The following is a 22,156-nucleotide window of genomic DNA, read 5'->3' as shown; positions in this document are numbered from 1 at the left end:
CGACCTACTCCGCCGCCACCCCAGCCCGCGAGAACATGTCCCCTTCCGGCTGCGGCGCCGGCTCGGCCGCGGCGATGACCGCGTCGTTCGCTGCCTTGGCGCTCTTGCGGCGGTCGAAATTGTCCCAGACTTCGCCCCAATTGCCGCGGGTCGCGGCCTTGGAATATTCGGTCGCGCGGGTTTCGAAGAAGTTGGCGTGCTCGACGCCGTTGAGCAAAGGCGCGAGCCAGGGGAGCGGGTGCTCGTCGATCATGAAGATCGGGCGCAGGCCCAATTGGCTGAGGCGCCAGTCGGCGATGTAGCGGATGTAGCGCTTGATCTCCTTGGGCGTCATGCCGGGAACCGGGCCCTGCTCGAAGGCAAGATCGATGAACGCGTCCTCGAGATCGACCGTGGTGTGGCAGACGTCTCTGATATCCTTCTTCACCGATGCGGTCAGGCAGTCGCGCTCCTTGGTGAAGGTGTGGAACAGGTTGATGATGCCTTCGCAATGCAGGCTCTCGTCGCGCACCGACCAGGAGACGATCTGGCCCATGCCCTTCATCTTGTTGAAGCGCGGGAAATTCATCAGCATCGCGAAGCTGGCGAAGAGCTGCAACCCTTCCGTGAAGCCGCCGAACATCGCCAGCGTCTTGGCGATATCCTCGTCGCTGTCGACGCCGAAGGTGGCGAGATAATCGTGCTTGTCCTTCATTTCCTTATACTGAAGGAACATGCCGTATTCGCTCTCGGGCATGCCGATCGTGTCGAGCAGATGCGAGTAAGCGGCGATGTGCACCGTCTCCATGTTGGAGAAAGCGGCGAGCATCATCTTGACCTCGACCGGCTTGAAGATCCGGCCGTATTTCTCGTGGTAGCAATCCTGCACCTCGATGTCCGCCTGGGTGAAGAAGCGGAAGATCTGGGTGAGCAGGTTGCGCTCGTGATCGGTGAGCTTCTGCGCCCAGTCGCGGCAATCCTCGCCGAGCGGCACCTCTTCGGGAAGCCAGTGCAGCTGCTGCTGGCGCTTCCAGAATTCGAACGCCCAGGGATATTCAAACGGCTTGTACTGCTTGCGGGCTTCGAGAAGGGACATCGGTTTACTCCCGATCAGAAAAAGGTGGCGCGGCCGGTGGGGCGCGTGGATTCCCTCTCCCCTTCAGGGGAGAGGGAGAGGGAGAGGGGCAGACGGGAGGGACCGTACCGGAGGCGGCGGAGAGTCGGCAGACTCCCCCTCTTCCCGGCGTGCAGCGCCGGCTTGCTCCCCCGGAGCAAGCCCAAGGGGCGCTGCACCCCCTGAAGGAGAGAGGAGTGAATTACTGGCACGCCAGGCACTCGTCGTAATCCGTGGTCGCCGCGAGCTCGATCTGCTTGAGGTCCGGCGTGTTGTCGGCTTCGACGCCGCCGGCGAAGCCGGCGCGCTGGACCGATTTGGAGCGGAGATAGTAAAGCGATTTCACGCCGAGCTCCCAGGCGCGATAGTGGAGCATCAGCAGGTCCCACTTGTCGACGTCGGCCGGGATGAACAGGTTCAAGGAGGTCGCCTGGTCGATATAGGGCGTGCGATCGGCCGCGAGCTCGATCAGCCAGCGCTGGTCGATCTCGAAGCTGGTCTTGAACACGTCCTTTTCCTCTTGCGTCAGGAAATCGAGGTGCTGGACCGAGCCGCCGCGCTCGAGGATCGACGACCACACGCCTTCCGAATTCTTCGCCTTCTGCTTGAGCAGCTCTTCCAGATACGGATTGCGGATGGAGAAGGAGCCGGACAGCGTCTTGTGGGTGTAGATGTTGGCCGGGATCGGCTCGATGCAGGCGGAGGTGCCGCCGGCGATGATCGAGATGGACGCGGTCGGCGCGATCGCCATCTTCGAGCTGAACCGCTCCATCACGCCGACATCGGCGGCGTCGGGGCACGGCCCGCGCTCGTGCGCCAGCATCATCGAGGCTTCGTTCACCTGCGCGCTGATGTGGCGGAAGATGCGCATGTTCCACGATTTCGCCATCGCGCCCTCGAACGGGATGCCGCGCGCCTGCAGGAAAGAGTGGAAGCCCATCACGCCGAGTCCGACCGAACGCTCGCGCGCCGCGCTGTACTTGGCGCGCGCCATCTCGTCCGGCGCCCGCGCGATATAGTCGCTGAGCACGTTGTCGAGGAAGCGCATCACGTCCTCGATGAAGCGCTTGTCGCCGTTCCACTGGTCCCAGGTTTCGAGATTGAGCGAGGACAGGCAGCAGACCGCGGTGCGGGCATTGCCGAGATGGTCGATGCCGGTCGGCAGCGTGATCTCGGAGCAGAGATTGGAGGTCGAGACCTTGAGGCCGAGCTCGCGCTGGTGGCGCGGCATCGTCGCATTCACCTTGTCGATGAAGATGATGTAGGGCTCGCCGGTCTGCAGCCGGGTCTCGACCAGCTTCTGGAACAGGGCGCGGGCATCGACCTTGCTGCGCTCCGAGCCGTCCTTGGGGCTGCGCAGGGTCCATTCGGCGCCGTCGCGCACCGCTTCCATGAACGCGTCGGTGACGAGCACGCCGTGGTGGAGATTGAGCGCCTTGCGGTTGAAATCGCCCGACGGTTTGCGGATTTCGAGGAATTCCTCAATCTCCGGGTGCGAGATGTCGAGATAGCAGGCGGCCGAGCCGCGGCGCAGCGAGCCCTGGCTGATCGCCAGGGTCAGCGAATCCATGACCCGCACGAACGGGATGATGCCCGAGGTCTTACCGTTGAGGCCGACCGGCTCGCCGATGCCGCGGACGCTGCCCCAATAGGTGCCGATGCCGCCGCCGCGGCTGGCCAGCCAGACATTCTCGTTCCAGGTGCCGACGATCCCTTCCAGGCTGTCGTCGACGCTGTTCAAATAGCAGGAGATAGGCAGGCCGCGGCCGGTGCCACCGTTGGACAAAACGGGCGTCGCCGGCATGAACCAGAGCTGCGACATGTAATCGTACATGCGCTGGGCGTGGGCCTCGTCGTCGGCATAAGCCGAGGAGACGCGGACGAACAGATCCTGATACGATTCGCCGGGCAGCAGATAGCGGTCGCGCAAAGTGTCCTTGCCGAATTCGGTGAGCAGGGCATCACGGCTGCGGTCCACGGCAAGCGGGTAGATGGCCGGCTTCGTCGGCTTGGTGTCGACCGCATCGAGCGTCATCGTCACGTCGCTCGAACCGACTTCGCTGCTGCCGCTAAGATCCATCGCTCAAACCCCTCGTTCTCAATTCGTTCTACCGGGCCTTAGCCCAAACAATGCGCGTTTGCGAAGGGGGCGCGGCGCTTGTTCGATCTTGTCCCCGATATCCACAGGACAAGAGTCTTCCGTCTCCGGACCAAGATGGTGACCGTCGGACGTTCATACAAGTTGTAGCGTCGCCCCCGTGGCAGCGCCACAACCATTAGTGCCTCATCTCGATTCCGACGCCAAGAGGCTTAATGACTTATCCACGGTTTTCGTGACGCCGGATGCGGTGAATCGAAGCGCTTTTCGCTTGCAAATCAAGGGCACGGCGGACGCCCGGGAGTCGCCGATTTGCGACGAACGGTTGGGCTCCGGCAGGGCGTCGAGTGATGGGCGGATACCAAGGATTGTGGTTGAATAGCGAGGCGGATTTCGGCTGTGGCGCCGGGGCGGCGGAGCTCCTCCGCCTCGTGGCTTGTTTGCCATTCTGCCTCACCGTCATCCCAGCCCTTCCGATACGCTCAGGATGAACTTCAGCCGGGATCTCCCGGAGACTATTCACCGGAGTGCAAGGAGAGGTCCACGCCTCCTCCGGATGGAGATCCCAGCTTTCGCTGGGATGACGGGGGGAGAGGACGAGAGAGGAAGAGCGGCTGGCGGATCGACAAACTCCGCGGCGATGCTGTCGGCGTATCCGCAGTCACGAGGGCCGCGCCGCGCTTAATCCTCGTCGTCGAGCCGGGGCTGGAGCCAGCTGGCGGCGAGAACCGGCAAGGTGAAGGCGACGCCCTGCACGCCGAGACCCAGATAGATCCACTCGATCGACGACGACGGCATCCAGGCGCCGAAGATCGAGGCGCAGCCGGCATAAAGGCAGAAGGCGACGAACAGGATGGTGACGATCGTCCCGGCGATGCTGCCGGCGCGGGCCTTGATCATCTGCTCGCGTTCGTCGAGCCGGACCCCGGCTTCGGCGACCAGGCGGGGCCCGAACAGCCGGATCAGCATCGCGGCGAGGTAGGCCCCGAAGAAGAGCAGGCCGCCGAAGAAGCCGACCCGAACCGGCACCGCCTTGTGGGGCATCGCCACCATCAATCCGTAACCGATCGGCAAGGCGGCGAGGACGAACAGCGGCAGCCAGCGCAAGTTGCGGCTGCGCCGCTCCGCGTGCGGGGTGAGGATGTCGAGGCGGGTGACGTGGACGACGCGATCGAGGGTGGACAGCAGGCTCACGCGACGTCCTCCTCGACCGAGCGGGCCCAGAGCGACGAGGGCTCGAACCATTCCAGCGTCAGCACCGGCAAAGCGAAGGCGAAGGCGGCATAAGGCGGCATCCAGCGGAGAAGGAGGTCGCCATCGAGGACGATCGCGCCCGCCTTGAGCAGCAGGCCGACGGCCGCGAGCCCGACCAGATTGACGGTCGCGAACAGATAATAGGTCATGCCGGCCGCGCGATCGCGGAGCGCGACCTCGCGTTCGTCCAGTTCGGACTCGCCGGTGATCGCCCGTTTGAGCGGCGCCTCGCGGTAGAGGATCGACAGATAGGGCGAGGTCAGCAGGGCTGAGGCGCCGGCGAGCGCGACGAGGATCAGCAGCAGGTTCACCGCGATCCCGGCCCCCTCGCCCCACGCTGGTGCGGTGCGATCCGGAACGACGACGAGGGCAGTCAGCGCGGCGAGCGCAAGGAGAATGGCGGCGGCACGGTGCCGGGCAATCACATCGGTCATGAGGCCTCCTGGACGCGGCGCAGCGCGTCGGTGACGGATTCGAAGGGAGTGAAGGAGAAAACCAGCTCGACCGGCACGCCGAAAAAGGCGGCGATCTTCATCGCGAGCTCAAGGCTCGGCTTGTAGTCGCCGCGCTCCAGATAGCCGATCGTCTGCGGGTTCACGCCCACCGCCTCGGCAAGCGCCTTTCGCGACACGTTGCCGTCGGCGCGGAGTAGGGCGATTCGATTGAACATGCGGGTAAGCTAGACGTATTGTTGTGTTTACGCAATAGTTCGTTTGTCTTCGCGGAGATCGCATGGCTGAACACGTCATCCCGGCGGAAGCTGGATTTAGGTGCGATAGAGGCGCGGTGCTTTTCACTCGCGCAGGCGCGTACCCTTCGGGAGATCCCAGCTTTCGCTGGGATGACGACGGGGTGAGATAACGTTGGAGTAGCCGGGCTGAGGAAGGATGGAGGACCATGGAGGGGACGGCGTTACTGCAGGGGCGTAGTCTACCCCTTTTCACCGTCATCCCAGCGGAAGCTGGGGTCTCCGCGCAGAAGAGGCGCGGTGCTTTTCACTCGCGCCGGCGTGTACCCTCCGGGAGATCCCAGCTTTCGCTGGGATGACGGTGGGGGTGGTGGGATGAAGGTGGAGGCGCCGGGGTGAGGAAGGTGGGGGAGCATGGAGGGGCCCGGCGTTGCTGCAGAGACGTGACCTGCCCCTGTCCACCGTCATCCCAGCGGAAGCTGGGATCTCCGCGCAGAAGAGGCGCGGTGCTTTTCACTCGCGCCGGCGCGTACCCTCCGGGAGATCCCAGCTTTCGCTGGGATGACGGTGGGGTGAGATAACGTTGGAGTAGCCGGGCTGAGGAAGGTGGGGGACCATGGAGGGGACGGCGTTGCTGCAGGCGCGTAATCTACCCCTTTTCACCGTCATCCCAGCGGAAGCTGGGATCTCCGCGCGGAAGAGGCGCGGTGCTTTTCACTCGCGCCGGCGCGTACCCTCGGGGAGATCCCAGCTTTCGCCGGGATGACGGTGGGGGTGGTGGGATGACGTTGGAGGCACCGGGGTGAGGAAGGATGGGGGACGCCTTGGCTGCGGGAGCGTGACCTGCCCTCTTCTGCCGTCATCCCAGCGGAAGCTGGGATCTCCGCGCGGAAGGGCACGGTGCTTTTCATCCGTGCCGGCGCGTACCCTCCGGGAGATCCCAGCTTTCGCTGGGATGACGTTGGGGGGTGGTGGGATGACCGTGTGCTGCTGGGCTGACGAATGATGGCGGGAGGATGAGGAGGAAGACGTGACCTGGCTTCCTCACCGTCATCCCAGCGGAAGCTGGGATCTCCGCGCGGAAGAGGCGCGATGCTTTCTACTCGCGCCGGCGCCTACCCTCAGGGAGATCCCAGCTTTCGCTGGGATGACGGTATGGGCGGAGAGTGACGGCAATCACAGTGAGAGGACGGCGGTTTTCACCCGTTGATGGTGTCCCACAGATCGGCCCAGTGCGGGTTCACCGCCTCGATCGCCTGGACCTTCCAGGCGCGCTGCCAGGCTTTCATCGCTTTCTCGCGGGCGATGGCTTCGTCGATCGTGGGGTAAGGTTCGACGTAGACGAGACGTTTGAGATTGTAGCGGCGGCAGTAAGACGCGCCGGTGCCGGCGCGGTGCTGGGCGATGCGCGCGGCCAGATCGGCGGTGACGCCGATGTAGAGCGTCCCGCCCGGCCTGTTTGTCATGATGTAGACCCAGCCGCCCTTCATCCCCCAATTATGCGCCGGGCCGGAGATCGGGAACAGGGGCTTCCCCCCCCACCCCGCGGCCGGCGCGGCAGTTCGGATGCCCAAGGGTCACGGGCGAGCCGCTCTCCCTCTAACGTCATCCCAGCCATTCGACACGCCCAGGATGAACTTCAGCTGGGATCCCCGACCGGAGGAAGCGGGATGCTCTTCTCCTCTCGTCATCCCAGCCCTTGGACACGCTCAGGATGAACTTCAGCTGGGATCTCCGGGTGAGTGTGCGCCGGCGTGGATGAAGAGCCTGCGCCTCGTCTCGTGGAGATCCCAGCTTTCGCTGGGATGACGATTGAAGAGGGAGCCGCGGAGCAAGCCCCCCCTATTTCACCACCTTGTCGACCGCGCTGGTGGTGACCGCGTGGTACATCGGGCGGGCCTTGGCGTAGAGGCGGCGGGCGATGGGCTGGCCCCAGTCGCCCTGCCCCATCAGCGTCTCGAACAGCGGCGAGACGAACTTGCGGCGGCCCATGCCGAGCAGGAAGCGCTCGGCTGCGGGGACTGCAGGTTCGTAGCGGTTGGCGAGGGCGAGCTGGAGCCAGGCGAACAGGGTCTCGGCATTGCCGCTGTCCGACAGTTTGAACGCGGCATCGAGCTCGGCGAGGCGCGGCTGCGGGAGCTGGCGGGGCAGCGCGTTGAGGAAGCGAAGCCGCTCGGCGGTGGTCCAGCCGGCGTAGGGCACCGCCGCCGCGGCGCCGCCGGCGTTGAAGGCGGCGACCGCCTGGTCGACCGGCGCGAACACGCTCGCGTCTGGGCGCGCGGCATTGGCCGGCAGACCGGGTTGGTAGACCCACTGATCGAGCAGCAGCCGCCGCTCGAGGTCGGCGTCGCCGCGGATGAGGTTGGCGCGCAGATCGGCGAGGAAGCGGGCCGACGTCATCGGCTGAAAGGCGTGGCGATCGAAATAGGAGGTGAGGTACGCGTCGAAGCGCTCCCGCCCGACGGTGCGTTCGAGCGTGCGCAGGAAGGTCGCGCCCTTGTCGTAGACGATGCCGCCCGAATCCGCGCCGCTGTCGTCGTGGAGACGGGTACCCGGCGCATCGGGGCCGAGCTCCTTCAGCGACGCCTCCATGTCGGCCCAGGACAGCCAGGCTTCCTGTGCCGCGCGGCGCGGGCCGTAGAGCGCCTCCATGATCCGATTCTCGAAATAGGAGGTGAAGCCTTCATTGAGCCAGCTGTCGGCCCAGACCGCGTTGGTGACGAGATTGCCCGACCAGCTGTGCGCGAGCTCGTGGGCGACGAGGCCGTTCAAGCTGCGATCGCCGGCGATGAAGGTGGGGGTGAGGAAGGTGAGGGTCGGATTTTCCATGCCGCCATAAGGGAAAGCGGGCGGCAGCACGATCATGTCGTACCGCCCCCAGCGGTAGGGGCCGTAGAGGCCCTCCGCGGTGGCGACCATCTTCTCGGTGTCGACCAGCTCGGCGGCGGCCGCCGGCAGGGTGGCGGGTTCGGCATAGACGCCGGTGCGGGGGCCGAGCGGCTGGAAGGCGATGTCCCCCACCGCGATCGCGATCAGATAGGGGGCGACCGGCTTGTCCATGCGGAAGCGGAAGGCGCGGCGGCCCGCCCCGGCAGGTTCGCCGTCCGGCGTCAGGCGCTCGCCGCTCATCACCGCCTTCAACGGCTCCGGAACCACGATGCGGGCTTCCCAGGTCTGGCGGATGCCGGGGCTGTCCTGGGTCGGGATCCAGCTGCGGTTGAGGATCGCCTGGCCCTGGCTGAACAGGAAGGGGTGGACCTTGCCCGCGGTCTGCGCCGGCGCCAGCCATTGCAGCGCCTCGGCACCGGGCGCGCTGGCATAAGCGATGCGAATGCGGCGCGCGCCCTGAAGCTGGACGGTGAGCGGCGCACCGCGGGCGTCGTCTGCGGCGCCGAGCGCGAAGGGAAGTGCCCTGCCCCGGTCATCGGTGACCGCGCGAATGTCGAGGCCCTTGGCGTCGAGCACGATCTCCTTCGCATCGGCGACCGCATCGATGTCGAGGGTGGCGGTGCCGGACAGGCGCTTGGCTGCGAAATCGGCGGCGAGATCGAGCGCCACGTGGGTCACCCGCGCCTCGGCCGGGCGGGCGTAGCTGGACGTATCGACGGCGTCGGCGCCGGTGAGGATCGGCGCGGTCACGGGCGCGGCCGCTGCGGCGGATTCAGGCGCAGCGGTCTGCACGGTGGGACTGCAGGCGGTGAGCGCGAGCAGCGGCAAAACGAGGATCGAAGGGCGCAAGACAGGTCTCCCGGGCGCTGAGTTGCGCAGGACCTAGGACAGCGTCGCGGCGCGCGCCAGTGGGGCGTGCGCGTGGTGAGGCCTCTTCGAAGGGCCTGGTCGGCCGCCGCATGTCCGCGAGCCGAGCGGTGCGGCCAACAGCCGCAAGACTGCATCGAGCAGCCTCGCGGCTACCCACCCCCTGCCCCTCCCTTGTCAGGGAGGGGAGTTTTCTAGGAGGAGTGGGAGGACAGAATATGCGCACCGAGCTTCACCGCGCCGTCCACCAGCGCTTCCGAGGCGAGGCCGATGGCGACGCCGGCGCCGACGTCGCTCGGATAATGGGCGCAGCGTGGGATCTGGGCGAGGGACAGGATGGTGCCGGCGATGCCGGCGGGTACGCGATGCTCGGGATAGGCGCGGGCGTAGGCGCGGGCCACCGCGGTCGCGCCGGCGGCGTGGCCGGAGGGGAAGCTCGTCTCCTCTTTCTCGTGGCTGCGGCCGGGGGCGAGGCGATGATCGGTCTCGGGATCGCCGAGCGAGCGCGGCCGGGTGCGATCGATGCGGTGCTTGACGAAATCCTTGGCCCAGGTGGCGAGGGTATGCGCAGCCAACATGCGCGCGCCGGTGAGCGCGAGCCGCGAATCGCGGCGGACGGCGCCGAGCGCGATCACGCCGGCGCAGAGGATGCGAAGCTGCGGCTGGTCGCCGAGATCCGCGAGACGTTCGAACAGCGGATGGTCCTTGACCGGCTGCACCGCCGCGACGGTGCGGACGTCCGCCTCCAGGATCGGCTCGACGGCCGCCTCAAGCGTCGACATCGGCACCCGCCCGAACGGCCGCGAACGGGCTCTCGTCATAGCGCGCGAGCAGAGCGCGTGCACCGTCGAAGATCGCGATCGCGCCGGCATCGCGCAGCGACTCGGCCGGGAAGCCGCCGGACAGGAATCCGATCGTGCGCACCCCCGCGCGGTTGGCCGCGATCACGTCCCAGGGCGTATCGCCGATCACCACCGCATCGGCGGCGCCGAGCGGCGATATTTTGGCGAGCGCGGTGGCGAAGATGTCGGGAGCGGGTTTGGAGCTTTCCGCATCGTCGCGGCTGGTGGTTGCGAAGACGAGATCCTCGCAGCCGATCAGGCCGAGATGATAAGCCACTTCCTCTGCGCCCGCCGAGGAGGCGAGGACGATCTTGATGCCGTCGGCGACGAGACGCTCGAACAGATCACGGACGCCGGGAAAGGGCACGGCGCGGGCGAGATACTCCTGCTTGAACAAGGTGCCGCGATAGTCGTCGATGGCGTCGCTGCGATCTTCGGGCATGTCGCCGAGCAGAGCCGGGATGAGATTGTCGCCGCCTTTGCCGATCTGCTCCCGGATCGTTTCGATCGGAAAATCGTGGCCGAAGTGGCGAAGAGTCCGTTGCCAGGCATCGGCATGGAGATCGTTGGTGTCGACCAGGGTTCCGTCGACGTCGAACAGAGCCGCGCGGATCGGGGCGGCGGGGGCAAGGTTTGGATCGGACATGTCCCGACAACGGACAGGGCGGTGAGTGTTTCCGCGGCCGGATGAGGATTCCCGCTCTCGGAAGGACGCGCAACCCGGCGAGATTGTTGCGAAGGTGGTAAACACCGTAGTTACCAAGATTGTCGCCAGGCGCTCGCTCATGCTAATCAAGCCAGGTGGGCCGGTGAGACCGGTGGCAACGGGCGGGATAATCGTGCAGCAAGCACTCAAGGCAGTCTTCTTCGTGATGCCGTTTCTATTCGGGATCGGCTTTATTGCGCCGGTGACGGCTGAGTTGATCGAGGCGACCGGCATGGCCACGCCGGTTGGGCTGACACCGCTTGGCTTCGGCCTGGTATTCGGGGGAGCGTGGGGCCTCTACGCCACCGCAAAGGGGAGCTGGCTGTGAGCGCACCCCAAAGCTTTTCCAAAAGCGACGTATCGATCGGCATCGACATCGGCGCTCCTGCAGACGCAGCGCCGCTTGCGATCGATCCCGCCCGGCTGCAACGCCAAGAGCTGTTGCGCCTCGAGCGAGAGATCGCCGCGCGTCACACCGGCGGTGGAATGTGGGGCTATTCCGTCGCGGCCCTCGGCGGGTTCGCCTTGTGGGTCGCCCTGTTCCCGCTGACGATGATGGGGATCATCCCATTGTGGATCGGCTTCGTCGCTTCGACGGTGCTCGCAACCGGCGGCTACGTTACCTCTCACGAAGCGATGCACAGCAACATCGCGCGCAAGGGAGACCCCTTGCGCTGGCTCAATGAATTGGTCGGTCAGGTGAGCACAATTCCCCTGATTTTCCCATTCAGCATGGCCCGCATGATGCATCTGCAGCATCATTACCATTGCAACGATCCGGAGCGGGATCCTGACTATCCGGATGCGGCGCCGAGCGCCTGGAAAGCCATCGTCAAGACCTGGCTCAATCGCCAGCCGCGCAATGGCGGGTCAATCCACCATTACAAGAAGATCCTGGCCGAGCTGGATTCTCCCGCGTCGCGCCGCGCGCAACGGGATACGGCATTGTTGCAGCTGGCTGCGATGGCGATCTTCTTCGCGACAGCGTGGAGCGGCCATGCGCTGGCGGTCGCTGCCGTCTGGTGGCTGCCGCGGCATATCGCCCTGTCCTACATCCGCTTTTACCTGAGCTGGGCGCCGCATCATCCGCGGACCGGACAGGGGCGTTACGGCAATACCAAGGTCTTCAAGAGCAATCTTGGCCACGTGATGTCGATGTGCATGGAAACGCACATCATCCATCACCTTTATCCGTCGATCCCGAACCACCGGACAAGGGCAGCCTATTACGAGATGCGAGAGATACTCGCGGCGCGCGGCGTTGACGTAAGCGCTCTTTGACGGAAATTCGGGAGGGGAGCGCATTGTTGGTTGGCGGTCACGAGGATCACGCCGTGAGGACGAGGCGAGCCGAACTCATCGATCGGACGCCATATTCCCGGATTTCCATGATGTTCGAACGCTCACAAGATTCCATCTGGCCGCAAGTCGCTTCAGCTTCCGGGAAGCTCGGCGCGCAAATCGAGTAAAGGGCCATCGACCAGCAGCCTGTTGAGACGCGCATAACGGCCGATGAACCTTTCAACGCCCACGGACATCGTCAGTGTCCAAGCACCGCCCTCCGCGGTCGGAAGCACCAGCTCGATGCGACCGGGTGCCGCGCTCTGGAACAAGAAGGTTTTCGATTGCACATCCATACGCCACTCAATGCCAGCCAAAGCTTCACAATTGGTTGCCAATTGGAGGAGGGGCACCCTTAACGGACCTTAAAGACCTTTCCGGCACAAAGGTTCCTGAGCGGAGACACGTGTGGCCGGCATCATCGCCAGATTCAAAGAGATAAGCAAAATCGATCGCACCGTCGCCAATGAGGTACGCCGGTCGCTCGTCGACACCTTGTTCATCTCTCCGGCTTCGCTCGCCGCCGGTGCGCTTTCCGGCGCCGCCTTGTCGATCTCGATCGCGTGGGCTTCGAACGATCCCTGGCTGCAGATGCTTGCGGCGGCGATCACGCTTTGCGGCTTGACGAGGATCGCGCACGCAAGCCTGTTCCAACCGAAGATGCAGCGCGACAGCATGGAAAGCACGCGTTCGGAAGTGGTTTACGAACTCGGCGCCTGGGCTTATTCGTTTCTGCTCGGAATGCTCACGTTCGCGACGTTGGTGCGCACCGACAACGCTGTCTACCAACTGATGGCGGGTACGATCACCACCGGATATGCGGCCGGCATCTGCGGGAGAAATGCAGGTCGGCCGGCGATCGCCATTGGTCAGCTTACGCTTGCTTCGGCCCCGTTCACCATCGGCCTGATCCTCACTGCGAACCCGCTGCTCTGGATACTCGGCGTCGTCAATTGCCTCTTCATGATCGGCATGGTCGATATCACCCTGCAGACCTACTCCTCCATTCTGAAGGCGATGAGTGCCACCCAGGAGCAGAAGCGGCTCACCGCCCGCTTCGAGCGGCTGGCGCGATTCGACACGATGACCGGCCTCGAGAATCGCGGCGCGTTCCAGGAGCGGCTGGAAGAGGAACTCGCCGACGCGATCGCCACCGGCGACAAGCTCGCCGTGCTCTGGGTCGATCTCGACAAGTTCAAGGAGATCAACGATTCGCTCGGTCACCCGACCGGCGACCGGGTGCTGTGCACGATGGCGCGCCATCTCGCCTCCATCGCCGAGGGCCGCGGCGCGGTCGCGCGGTTCGGCGGCGACGAATTCGTCATGCTCGCGCGCGGCCGCTCCACCCGGTTCGTCCAGGATCTCGCCAAGGAAGTGATGCGCAGCCTGTCCGTGCCGATGAGCATCGACGGCGTGTCGCTGCAGGTGACCGGATCGGTCGGCGGCGCGATCGGGCCGGACCACGGCACCGAGGCCGACGTCCTGCTCCAGCATGCCGACATGGCGCTCTACCATGCCAAGGCCAACGGCCGGAACGACTTCTACCTGTTCGAGGAGTCGATGGAGCATCAATTCCTGGAGCTTCGCAATCTCGAGGCGGCGCTGCGCGGCGCGATCGAGCGCGAAGAGCTGCAGGTCCACTATCAGCCGATCATCGACCTCAAGACCGGCAAGGTCAGTTCGTGCGAGGCGCTGCTGCGCTGGACCCATCCCGAGCTAGGCCCGATCAGCCCGGCCAAGTTCATCCCGATCGCCGAAAGCACCGGCCTGATCGCGCCGATCAGCCACTGGGTCCTCGCCCAGGCCTGCGAGGCCGCCGCGCAATGGCCGGACGACGTCAGCGTCGCCGTGAACATGTCGCCGGCCCTGCTCAAGGACATTCACCTGTCGCACATGATCCTGTCGGCGCTCTACACCAGCGGCCTTCCCGCCGAACGGCTGGAGCTGGAGGTCACCGAAAGCGTGCTGCTGGAGGACAATGTCCAGGCCAATTCGCTGATCCGGGAATTCCAGAAAATCGGCCTCAAGCTGTCGATCGACGATTTCGGGACCGGCTATTCCTCGCTCGCCTATCTGAAGAAATATCGCTTCGACAAGATCAAGATCGACACCAGCTTCATCGCCGACGTCACCCGCTCCAAGGAAGCGCGGGCGATCATCAACGCGCTGGTCGGCCTTGCCGACGAGCTCGACATGGAGATCGTCGCCGAGGGCATCGAGACCGAGACCCAATTGGGTTATGTGATGGGCGCGCGCTGCACCGCGGCGCAGGGCTTCTTCATCGGCCGGCCCGCCCCGGGCGACGCGATCCTGCGCCGCCTCACCGCCCAGGCCAACGGCGCCACCTGGCTGCGCGACGACCTGTCCTCACCCAACGAGGCGATGCTGCGGATCGCGTGAGGGGCGCATCGAAAGTGACGTAGGCCCGTTCGGGCTGAGCCTGTCGAAGCCCTTTCCTTCGCTTTCAGGGCTTAGAAAAGAGAGGGCTTCGACAAGCTCAGCCCGAACGGGTTAGGAGCCGGGTGACCGCTGGAGAGCCTCAGACGCTGGCGAGGCGGGTCTGGGCGCCGACCAGGCGCTTCATCATCTTGAGGTCGGACGGGGACAAAGTCAGCGCCGCATCGGCCCAGACGTCGACCACCGCCTGCAGTTCGTCGAGAGTGATCGGATCGACCAGCGCCGACGACTGGTAGATGCCGCGGTGCCCGCTCTGCTTGCGGCCGTGCTTGGCGATATAGGCGCGGACCGCTTCCTCCCCGCAGCCCGGATCGGCAAGCACGTGGACGAGGCCCATCTCGTGCATCTCCTCGGCGGTGTAGAGCCGGCTGGAGAGCATCATCTGTTCGGCCCTGGCGAGGCCGAGCTTGCGCGCCAGCAGGCAATGCGCGCCCATGCCCGGGAACAGGCCGAAGGCGATCTCCGGCAGGCCGAACTTCGCGCCCTTTTCGGCGACGATGACGTTGAACGAGAGCATCGCCTCGAACCCGCCGCCGAGGGCGTCGCCCTGAACAAGCGCAATCGTGACCAACGGAAGATCGAGCGCGCGCATGTTGTTGTGCAGAATCGCAACGCAATCGCGACCATATTTGACCAGCCCCGCACGATCGCCGCGGGTAATGAAGCCGGCGAAGAGATCGAGATCGCCGCCGAGATTGAACACGCCCGGAAAACGCGATCCCAGAACGAGATATTTGATCCCCGGCGCCGTGCCAGAAAATTCCCGCTGGATCTCGGTCTGCCAACGCTGGAAATCCCGAAGCATAGCCGGGTTGAAATTCGGACGGTCGACCGGTGTCATCCACGTCCACAGCGTCTCGGACGCGCCTTCCCATCGAACATCGAGCTGACCGAGATCGAATAAGCGCGATCCCGGCGACAGGCTCTTCGGCGAAACCGCGAGCGGCTGCAGCCTTTCCTCGGGGCTGCCCGGCGTCGGCACGGCATCGCCGGCCGACTTCAGGCTGAAATACTGATTCATCGTTTGCCCCTAGAGATTTGGTTTACACGCTTGTAACCCTGTCTGGCCTGTTTGGACAATTGCCCGAAAGGGTGATGCGGACGTTAGTTCCCCGACTGTTGCAGCAAGGTATCGTTAACCATGTTCCTTGCAGCGCCCGCGCCGGGGCGCTCCCGACACCGTCCGGATCGATTGGAAACAGGCACTTAGAGGGTTAAATAACTGTTATCACAGCCCTCGTCCGCATGCCCGTTGGGGTCGTTTGCGGCCGATCCTGCAAATGTTGCAGCGCACAGGGAAGCGGCTGATGTCAGCTTTCGGGACGGCTGGGTCACCCCGGTTAATGCGCGAGAACGAGACGACCCGGCATCGAGCCTTGCCGCTTCGGGGCACAAGCCGCGACTCACGCGACGAATCGCGCCGACTCGCAGGCGGGCGGGGCACGCGGGTTCGGGGTTCGCTTGGCGTCCCGGCGGGGGGAGGAAAGACCCGCGCCGGGACGCCGCTCGCAGGACCCGTCTCTCTCAGTCCTGTGCCATCAACGTTGCAGACGAGGACGCGTTGCTGCCGTCGCGACGATCCGTGGCGGTGTGCGGACGATCCGAGTCCGCCTGTCCGATCAGGGGCAGTTAGACGCCTGGAGCTCCGCGAGCCGCGCCTCCAGGGCCTGCTGGCGGGCGATCATCGCCTCGACGTCAGGCCCCGGCTCGGCGGGCGCGGCTTCCTTCTTGGAGCGGGCGGCTGCGGCGCCGGCCGCACCGACGGCGAGTCCAAACGGAAATGGCAGCAGCAGGCCGGCGGCGGTGCCGGCGGCACCGCGCGCGACTTCTTCGCCGGACGCCTTCTTCTGCTTGCGCTTGCGATAGTGGCCGGTGGCAATGTCGGCGATGTCCTGCTGCACCGCTTCGTGCTCGGCGCGGAGCGCTACGCGCTCGGCGGCGACAGCGGTGCAATCGGCCGGCGCCTGGGCGGCGCCCGCGGTGCCGAGGAGCGAGGCGATCAGCAACATGGCGAGGCTCCGTTTTCCCTGCGCGCGCATCCGCGGAACTCCCTTGCCGTCAGGCGTGGGCGAGAAGCGAATCCCGCTTGGCCGCCAGCGCGGCATAATCCTCGCCGCCGGTATAATCGGCAATCGTCGCCATCGCCCGATCGAGCCGCTGCCGGGCCGGATCGGACATGTCGCCGATCGCGCCGGCGATCGCCTGCATCTCCGTCATGTCACCCGAGCAATGCAAAGCGAGATCGCAGCCGGCGGCGAGCGCCCCGGCGGCGCGGGCGCCGAAATCGCCGGACAGAGCGTGCATGCCGAGATCGTCGGACATCAGCAGGCCGTCGAAGCCGATCCGCTGCCGGATGACCTCGCAGATCACGACCGGCGACAGGCTGCCGGGCCGTTCCTTGTCCCAGGCGGTGTAGACGACGTGGGCGGTCATCCCCATCGGCGCGCCGGCGAGGGTGCGGAACGGCGCGATGTCCGTCTCCAGTTCCTCCTCGCTCGCATCGACCACCGGCAGCTCGACATGGCTGTCGGACATCGAGCGGCCGTGACCGGGCATGTGCTTGACGATGCCGACGACGCCGCCGGCGCGCAGGCCGTCGATCACCGCGCGGCCGAGCGCCGCCACCTGCATCGGCTCGGCGCCGAGCGCGCGGTCGCCGATGATGTCGTGCGCGCCTTCGCGGCGGACGTCGAGCAACGGCAAAGCATCGACGTTGATGCCGACCTCGCGCAGCATCGCCGCGATCGCCTGGGCATTGGCGCGCGCCGCCTCGATCGCGGTCATCGGCGCCTTGGCGTAGAGATCGGCGAAGACCTGGCCCGGCGGCAGCGCCGGCCATTCGGGCGGGCGCATGCGGGCGACGCGGCCGCCTTCCTGATCGATCAGGATCGGCAGATCGTCGCGGCCGTGCAGCGCGCGCAAGTCATCGGTGAGCGCGCGCAGTTGCGCACGATCGGCGACGTTGCGCCGGAACAGGATGTAGCCGGCGGGATCGCAGTCGCGAAAGAAGCCGCGCTCCTCGTCGGTCAGCCGCTCGCCCGACAGGCCGTAGATCGCGGCCTGCACGTCAGAGCGTCACGCAGGTTTCGCCGGCGACCCGGAGACGGCCGCAAATATTGGCGGCGCCCGGTCCGCTGGCGCGGAGGCGGTAGAGCGTCTTGCCGCCGGCCGAGACCGGGACGACGTTGTGCGTCAGCGGCGCCAGATAGGTGAAGCGTCCGGACAGCGCCTTCCACGCGTTCGTCGCATTGGCCTGCGAGGAGAAGGCGCCGAGCTGGATGGTGCCGCCTGGCCCGGCCGGCGCCTGGGGCGCCGGGGCAGCACCGGTCGCCGAACCACTGGCCGGCGGCGCGTTGGTCGGCGGCGGGGCCGACAGCAAAGCGCCGTCGCTCGGCGCCTTTGGCTGCGGCTGCGCGCCGGGACCGACCGGAGTCTCCGGCACGGCGTTGGTGTTGATGTTGCTCTTCGGATCCTGGCCGGCGCTGGCGGCGAAGGCGGTATCCCCCTCCCCTTCGACGGCCATGCCGCCGGGATCGTCCGGGCGCACCTTGTACGGCCCCTCCGGCGCCTTGATCAGCTCGGCGCCGCCGCTCGCGACCTCGTTGCGGTTGTTCATCCAGAAGATGCCGCCGACGATCGCGCCGATGCCGACGAGGGCGATCAGCACGCCGACGATCATCTTCAGCGTCGACGGGCCGTCGCCGCGATCGTCATCCTCGACCGCTTCGAGCCAGGGGAGCCGGTCTTCCTCGAACGCGGTCGCATCGCCGGCGCGAACATCGGTCATCACTGCATCTCCTCGGCCGCGGCGACACCCATGATCGCAAGGCCGTTCCGGACAATCTGCCCGATTGCCGAGGCGAGTTCCAGACGGGCGCGGGTCAGCTTTTCATTCTGTACCAAGAGGAAACGCTTCGCAGGATCGTCATTACCCTTGTTCCACTGCGCGTGCAGCGCGGCGGCGAGATCGGACAAATAGAAGGCGATCCGATGCGGCTCATGCGCCAGCGCCGCGCTTTCGACGACGCGCGGGAATTGCGCGGCGAGCTTCACGAGCGCCAGTTCCTCGTCGTCGAGCAACGACAGATCGGGCGTGCCGGTGAGGTCGATGCCGGCCTCGGCGGCGCGGCGGTGGAGCGAGCGCACCCGGGCATGGGCATATTGGACGTAGAAGACGGGATTGTCCTTCGACGCCTCGACCACCTTGGCGAAGTCGAAATCGAGCGGCGCGTCGGCGCGGCGGGTGAGCATCATGAACCGCACGACGTCCTTGCCGACCTCGCGCACGACATCGGCGAGGGTGACGAAATTGCCGGCCCGCTTCGACATCTTGATCGGCTCACCGGCCCGGAACAGGCGCACCATCTGGACGAGCTTGACGTCGAGCTCGACGCGGCCGTCGGTCAGCGCGGTGACCGCCGCCTGGACCCGTTTCACCGTGCCGGCATGGTCGGCGCCCCAGATGTTGATCAGCTGGTCGGCGGCGTCGGCCTTCTGGAGATGGTAAGCGGCGTCGGCCCCGAAATAGGTCCAGCTGCCGTTCGACTTCTTCATCGGCCGATCCTGATCGTCGCCGAACTGCGTCGATCGGAATAGGGTGAGTTCGACCGGCTCCCAATCGTCGGGAGTCTCGCCCTTGGGCGCTTCGAGCACGCCTTCGTAGATCAGCCCCTTGTCGCGCAGCGTCGAAAGCACGCGATCGGTCGCGCCCGAGCCCTGCACCTCCGCCTCCGACGCGAAGATGTCGTGATGGATTCCGAGCAAAGCGAGATCGGCGCGGATCATGTCGAGCATCGCCGCCACCGTCCGAGTGCGGAACAGGGCGAGCCACTCCGCTTCGGGCGCCGAAACATAGCGGTCGCCGAACTCCGCGGCGAAGGCCTGCCCGACCGGCACCAGATAGTCGCCGGGATAGAGACCCTCGGGGATCTCGATCGCTTCGCCGAGCGCCTCGCGGTAGCGCAGCCATGCCGAGCGGGCGAGCACGTCGACCTGGCCGCCGGCATCGTTGACATAATATTCGCGGGTGACGGCATAGCCGGCATGTTCGAGCAGGCTGGCGAGCGCGTCGCCGACGACGGCGCCGCGGCAATGGCCCATGTGCATCGGCCCGGTCGGGTTGGCCGAGACATATTCGACGTTGACCCGGCTGCCGGCGCCGAGCTGCGAACGGCCGTAATCCTCGCCTTCCGACAGGATCGTGCGCAATTCTTCCTGCCAGATGGCCGGCACGAGGCGGATGTTGATGAAGCCCGGTCCTGCAATTTCGACGCCCGAGACCTCGCCCAGCGCTTCGAGCTTCGGCGCGATCAGGCCGGCGAGCGCGCGCGGATTGGTGCCGGCGCGCTTGGCCAGCACCATCGCCGCATTGGTGGCGAGATCGCCGTGCGCGGCATCGCGCGGCGGCTCCACCGCAACCGCCTTGCGATCGAGACCGCCGGGCAATTGCCCTTCGGCTTCGAGGGCGTCGAGGATCGCGTCGAGATGCGCGGCAAAGCGGGCGTAGAGGGTCACGGATTTTTCCAACGGCAAAAGAATGCGCGGCTGTAGACGATGCCGCCCCGGATTTGAAGGCGCGGGCTCAGGCGGCAGCAAGACGCCGGATCTCGCGATTGTGGTGGATATGGGCGCCCGGGCGCTCAAGCGCCAGCAGCTTCGTGATGGCTCGGGCAACCACCTCCGCTTCGATGGCACCGAAGCGGTCGAGCGATCCCGGGAGGAGGAGGTTCATGAGCGGGCTCAGCATCATCCCGATCCGCTCGACGGTGCGATGGTCGCCGCTTCGATCCCCGAGCAGCAGACCGGGCCGGAGGATGTCGAGCCGCCCAAAGCCGAGTGCGGCGAGCGCCGCCTCCATCTCGCCCTTGGTGCGCAGGTAGAAGGCGCGGGCACCCGCGTTGGCGCCGACCGAGGAGACCGCGATCATCCGCCTGGCCCCGGCCTCGCGCGCGGCGCGGGCGAAATCGACGACCATGTCGAAGTCGACGGCGCGAAACGCGGCCCGGGAGCCGGCGGCCTTCAGCGTCGTGCCGAGCGTGGAGATCGCCGCGTCCGGGCGCAATCGCGTGACGATCTCCGGCCACTCACGAGAATCGGCGAAATGCACCTTGCCTGCCCCACCGCTCTCGCGCCGCTGCAGTCGGTGGAGCTCATGGCCTGTCGCGGCAAGGCATTCACCCAGCGCCGCACCGACCAGCCCCGTCGCGCCGATCAGCGCGACGCGCATTGCAATGATCCTGAGATACAGGTCGGAATCGCAACGCCTCCATGCCTCCGGCAAACCTTGTTGCCATATCGAGATGGTACGGCCGGACACGCCGGGACGCCAGCCGGGGCAACAAGCTCAGCGTTCGGCCGTCTGTCGCGCTCGTTCGCGCCGGGACGGCTGCTCGCCGCCGTAACCGGAGGCAAACGCCGCATGCGCAAGCATCTCGCTTACCAGCTTTCGTTCCGGAGCGAGGCCCGGGAGCCGGCTTCCGTCGATCCGATTGGCGAGGGCGGCGAGGAGAAGATGGGCCTGCCTCGGCTTGCCGGAGATGTGAAAGGCGACGGAGGCGTCGTGCAGCACCGAATATTCGTCGACGAGCAGGTGCGCGAGGCGAAGCGGTGCGCTCGGCCGCACTTCGGGGTTCGCCACCGATATTCGGTCGCCGCCTGTCCTGCCGGTGCGTGCGGCGACGTAGCGCAAGTCGACATCGGCCAGCGGCAGGCCGGGCGTGAGGCGTGCGGCGGGGAGATGGGCGCGGTCGGCGGATCGGCCGAGCGCGACGAAGATCCCGCCACCTTTGGTGCTGAAGAAGACGGTTGGGACGGTGATCGTCACCGCACCATCTTGTGCCTCGTTCATCAGCCCGCCGGGCACGCCGAACACGCCGGTGAGTCGATAGCCCGTGCGCGGGACCACGGTGATGCGGACGTCGTGAGCGAGCTCGCTCACCATGGTATCGAGCTGCTCGGCAAATACCGACCGTACCTCTTCGGCGTTCGAGACGAAGAACAGATTGCCGCCGCGGACGCTCGACACCTTGGTCGCGAGCGCCGCGTCGAATTGAACTCCGACGCCGATGGTGGTGAGTCCGACGCCGCGCTTCGACCCCGCCTCTGCCATGCCGATGAAGCTGTGGGCATCCGTCGCGCCGACGTTCGGCTGTTCGTCGGTGAACAGCATCAGCCGGGTGTCGCCAGCAAAGTCTCCGCGTGTCGCGAATGCAGTGTCGTAGCCGACGCGCAGCCCCTCCTCCATGTTGGTCGATCCGGCGCTCTCGATCCGATCGATTGCCGTGAGAATCGCCTCGCGACGGCTGCCGACCTCGGCGGGCGGGAGATAGACATGCGATCGATCGCCGTAGAGCACGATCGAGAGCTGGTCCCCTGCCCGCATCTGCCCGACGATCTGGCGAAGGCTCTTCCGGACGAGTTCCAGCGGCTCGCCCTCCATCGAACCGGATTTGTCCACGACAGCAACGAGGTTGAGCGGCTCCCGGCGCCAGGTTTCCGCAGGGACGTTGGAGCCGAAACCCAGCCCGGCGAATAGAAGATCGCCGGAACGGCTCGGAAAATCGGCCGGCATCGCCTCGGCGACGAGGCAGAAGAGCTGCCCGCGCCGACGGGTGGCGGGTATCGTCAGATCATGTTCCCCGAAGAGCCCCTCGGCGGTCAGCGAGTCCGGGCGCGGCAGGCCGATCTCGGCAGCGATCATGCGGAAGTGGCGGACGTCCTGAGCACCACCCTGACGCACGCTCATCGCCGGCAGGGATACGGCCGGCGCATAAGCCAGACTCGGCAGCACGACCGTTGCCGATGCCTTCTCCTCCGGCGGCGCAGCCACCTTTCCCAGCAGCATGATCGGCACAGCAACGCCGAGAAAGCCGGCAGGGAGCGAAAGCAATCGAAACGAGACGGACATGGCATGTCTCCTACC

Annotated in this window: 20 protein-coding genes; 3 read left to right on the top strand and 17 right to left on the bottom strand. The window is 66.1% G+C overall.

Annotated elements, in window-relative coordinates; genetic code table 11:
* Positions 1-4: 4 nt before the first annotated feature.
* The 9 genes from ETR14_RS15645 to ETR14_RS15605 all read right to left on the bottom strand — a co-directional run bounded on the left by ETR14_RS15645 (position 5) and on the right by ETR14_RS15605 (position 10,377).
* Positions 5-1,075 carry a ribonucleotide-diphosphate reductase subunit beta gene (locus ETR14_RS15645; protein WP_129386030.1) on the bottom strand — a complete coding sequence of 357 codons (1,071 nt, stop codon included), beginning with the start codon at positions 1,073-1,075 and terminating at the stop codon, positions 5-7.
* 220 nt (positions 1,076-1,295) lie between these two features.
* On the bottom strand, positions 1,296-3,128 hold the full coding sequence (locus ETR14_RS15640; protein WP_371416817.1) for a ribonucleoside-diphosphate reductase subunit alpha: 1,833 nt from the start codon (positions 3,126-3,128) through the stop codon (positions 1,296-1,298).
* A gap of 744 nt (positions 3,129-3,872) precedes the next feature.
* Positions 3,873-4,385 carry a hypothetical protein gene (locus tag ETR14_RS15635; protein ID WP_129386026.1) on the bottom strand — a complete coding sequence of 171 codons (513 nt, stop codon included), beginning with the start codon at positions 4,383-4,385 and terminating at the stop codon, positions 3,873-3,875.
* Complete coding sequence (locus tag ETR14_RS15630) at positions 4,382-4,879, bottom strand: hypothetical protein (RefSeq protein ID WP_129386024.1); 498 nt, start codon at positions 4,877-4,879, stop codon at positions 4,382-4,384. Before ETR14_RS15630 ends, ETR14_RS15635 begins: the two co-directional genes overlap by 4 nt.
* Complete coding sequence (locus tag ETR14_RS15625; protein WP_129386022.1) at positions 4,876-5,115, bottom strand: helix-turn-helix transcriptional regulator; 240 nt, start codon at positions 5,113-5,115, stop codon at positions 4,876-4,878. Before ETR14_RS15625 ends, ETR14_RS15630 begins: the two co-directional genes overlap by 4 nt.
* A gap of 1,217 nt (positions 5,116-6,332) precedes the next feature.
* Positions 6,333-6,623, bottom strand: a complete 291-nt coding sequence (locus ETR14_RS15620) for a GIY-YIG nuclease family protein (RefSeq protein WP_129391957.1) — start codon at positions 6,621-6,623, stop codon at positions 6,333-6,335.
* 352 nt (positions 6,624-6,975) lie between these two features.
* The gene (locus ETR14_RS15615; RefSeq protein ID WP_243455541.1) at positions 6,976-8,871 is read right to left on the bottom strand and encodes a M1 family metallopeptidase; all 1,896 of its coding nucleotides are present in this window, start codon (positions 8,869-8,871) and stop codon (positions 6,976-6,978) included.
* Positions 8,872-9,083: 212 nt separating this feature from the next.
* Positions 9,084-9,671, bottom strand: coding sequence for a phosphatase PAP2 family protein (locus tag ETR14_RS15610; RefSeq protein WP_165356466.1), 588 nt, complete (start codon positions 9,669-9,671; stop codon positions 9,084-9,086).
* Positions 9,658-10,377, bottom strand: a complete 720-nt coding sequence (locus ETR14_RS15605) for an HAD family hydrolase (RefSeq protein WP_129386018.1) — start codon at positions 10,375-10,377, stop codon at positions 9,658-9,660. The genes ETR14_RS15610 and ETR14_RS15605 overlap by 14 nt, the downstream gene beginning before the upstream one ends.
* Before the next feature lie 193 nt (positions 10,378-10,570).
* On the opposite strand from ETR14_RS15605, the gene ETR14_RS15600 reads away from it, so the two are divergent.
* Positions 10,571-10,765 carry a hypothetical protein gene (locus ETR14_RS15600; protein WP_129391951.1) on the top strand — a complete coding sequence of 65 codons (195 nt, stop codon included), beginning with the start codon at positions 10,571-10,573 and terminating at the stop codon, positions 10,763-10,765.
* Entirely contained in the window at positions 10,762-11,718 is a 957-nt protein-coding gene (locus tag ETR14_RS15595) for a fatty acid desaturase (protein ID WP_206185845.1), read from the top strand. The genes ETR14_RS15600 and ETR14_RS15595 overlap by 4 nt, the downstream gene beginning before the upstream one ends.
* 152 nt (positions 11,719-11,870) lie before the next feature.
* On the opposite strand, the gene ETR14_RS15590 is transcribed toward ETR14_RS15595, so the two are convergent.
* A complete protein-coding gene (locus tag ETR14_RS15590) occupies positions 11,871-12,074 on the bottom strand; it encodes a hypothetical protein (RefSeq protein ID WP_129386017.1) in 204 nt (67 codons plus the stop codon).
* Positions 12,075-12,186: 112 nt separating this feature from the next.
* On the opposite strand from ETR14_RS15590, the gene ETR14_RS15585 reads away from it, so the two are divergent.
* The gene (locus ETR14_RS15585) at positions 12,187-14,178 is read left to right on the top strand and encodes a bifunctional diguanylate cyclase/phosphodiesterase (RefSeq protein ID WP_129386015.1); all 1,992 of its coding nucleotides are present in this window, start codon (positions 12,187-12,189) and stop codon (positions 14,176-14,178) included.
* Positions 14,179-14,317: 139 nt separating this feature from the next.
* On the opposite strand, the gene ETR14_RS15580 is transcribed toward ETR14_RS15585, so the two are convergent.
* The 7 genes from ETR14_RS15580 to ETR14_RS15550 all read right to left on the bottom strand — a co-directional run bounded on the left by ETR14_RS15580 (position 14,318) and on the right by ETR14_RS15550 (position 22,141).
* Positions 14,318-15,256, bottom strand: a complete 939-nt coding sequence (locus ETR14_RS15580) for a crotonase/enoyl-CoA hydratase family protein (protein WP_129386013.1) — start codon at positions 15,254-15,256, stop codon at positions 14,318-14,320.
* Between the two features lie 598 nt (positions 15,257-15,854).
* A complete protein-coding gene (locus tag ETR14_RS15575) occupies positions 15,855-16,274 on the bottom strand; it encodes a hypothetical protein (RefSeq protein WP_129386012.1) in 420 nt (139 codons plus the stop codon).
* A 19-nt stretch (positions 16,275-16,293) separates the two neighbouring features.
* The gene (gene nagZ / locus ETR14_RS15570) at positions 16,294-17,301 is read right to left on the bottom strand and encodes a beta-N-acetylhexosaminidase (protein ID WP_129386010.1); all 1,008 of its coding nucleotides are present in this window, start codon (positions 17,299-17,301) and stop codon (positions 16,294-16,296) included.
* 1 nt (position 17,302) lies between these two features.
* A complete protein-coding gene (locus tag ETR14_RS15565; protein WP_129386008.1) occupies positions 17,303-18,022 on the bottom strand; it encodes an SPOR domain-containing protein in 720 nt (239 codons plus the stop codon).
* A complete protein-coding gene (gene argS, locus ETR14_RS15560) occupies positions 18,022-19,749 on the bottom strand; it encodes an arginine--tRNA ligase (RefSeq protein WP_129386006.1) in 1,728 nt (575 codons plus the stop codon). Before argS ends, ETR14_RS15565 begins: the two co-directional genes overlap by 1 nt.
* Before the next feature lie 67 nt (positions 19,750-19,816).
* Positions 19,817-20,461 carry an NAD-dependent epimerase/dehydratase family protein gene (locus tag ETR14_RS15555; protein WP_129386004.1) on the bottom strand — a complete coding sequence of 215 codons (645 nt, stop codon included), beginning with the start codon at positions 20,459-20,461 and terminating at the stop codon, positions 19,817-19,819.
* A gap of 117 nt (positions 20,462-20,578) precedes the next feature.
* Positions 20,579-22,141 carry a VWA domain-containing protein gene (locus ETR14_RS15550; protein ID WP_129386002.1) on the bottom strand — a complete coding sequence of 521 codons (1,563 nt, stop codon included), beginning with the start codon at positions 22,139-22,141 and terminating at the stop codon, positions 20,579-20,581.
* Between the last annotated feature and the right edge of the window lie 15 nt (positions 22,142-22,156).

It is taken from the genome of Sphingosinicella sp. BN140058 (genome assembly GCF_004135585.1).
In the GTDB taxonomy this organism is placed as follows: Bacteria; Pseudomonadota; Alphaproteobacteria; order Sphingomonadales; family Sphingomonadaceae; genus Allosphingosinicella.
This window is presented reverse-complemented; position numbering and strand designations above follow the sequence as displayed.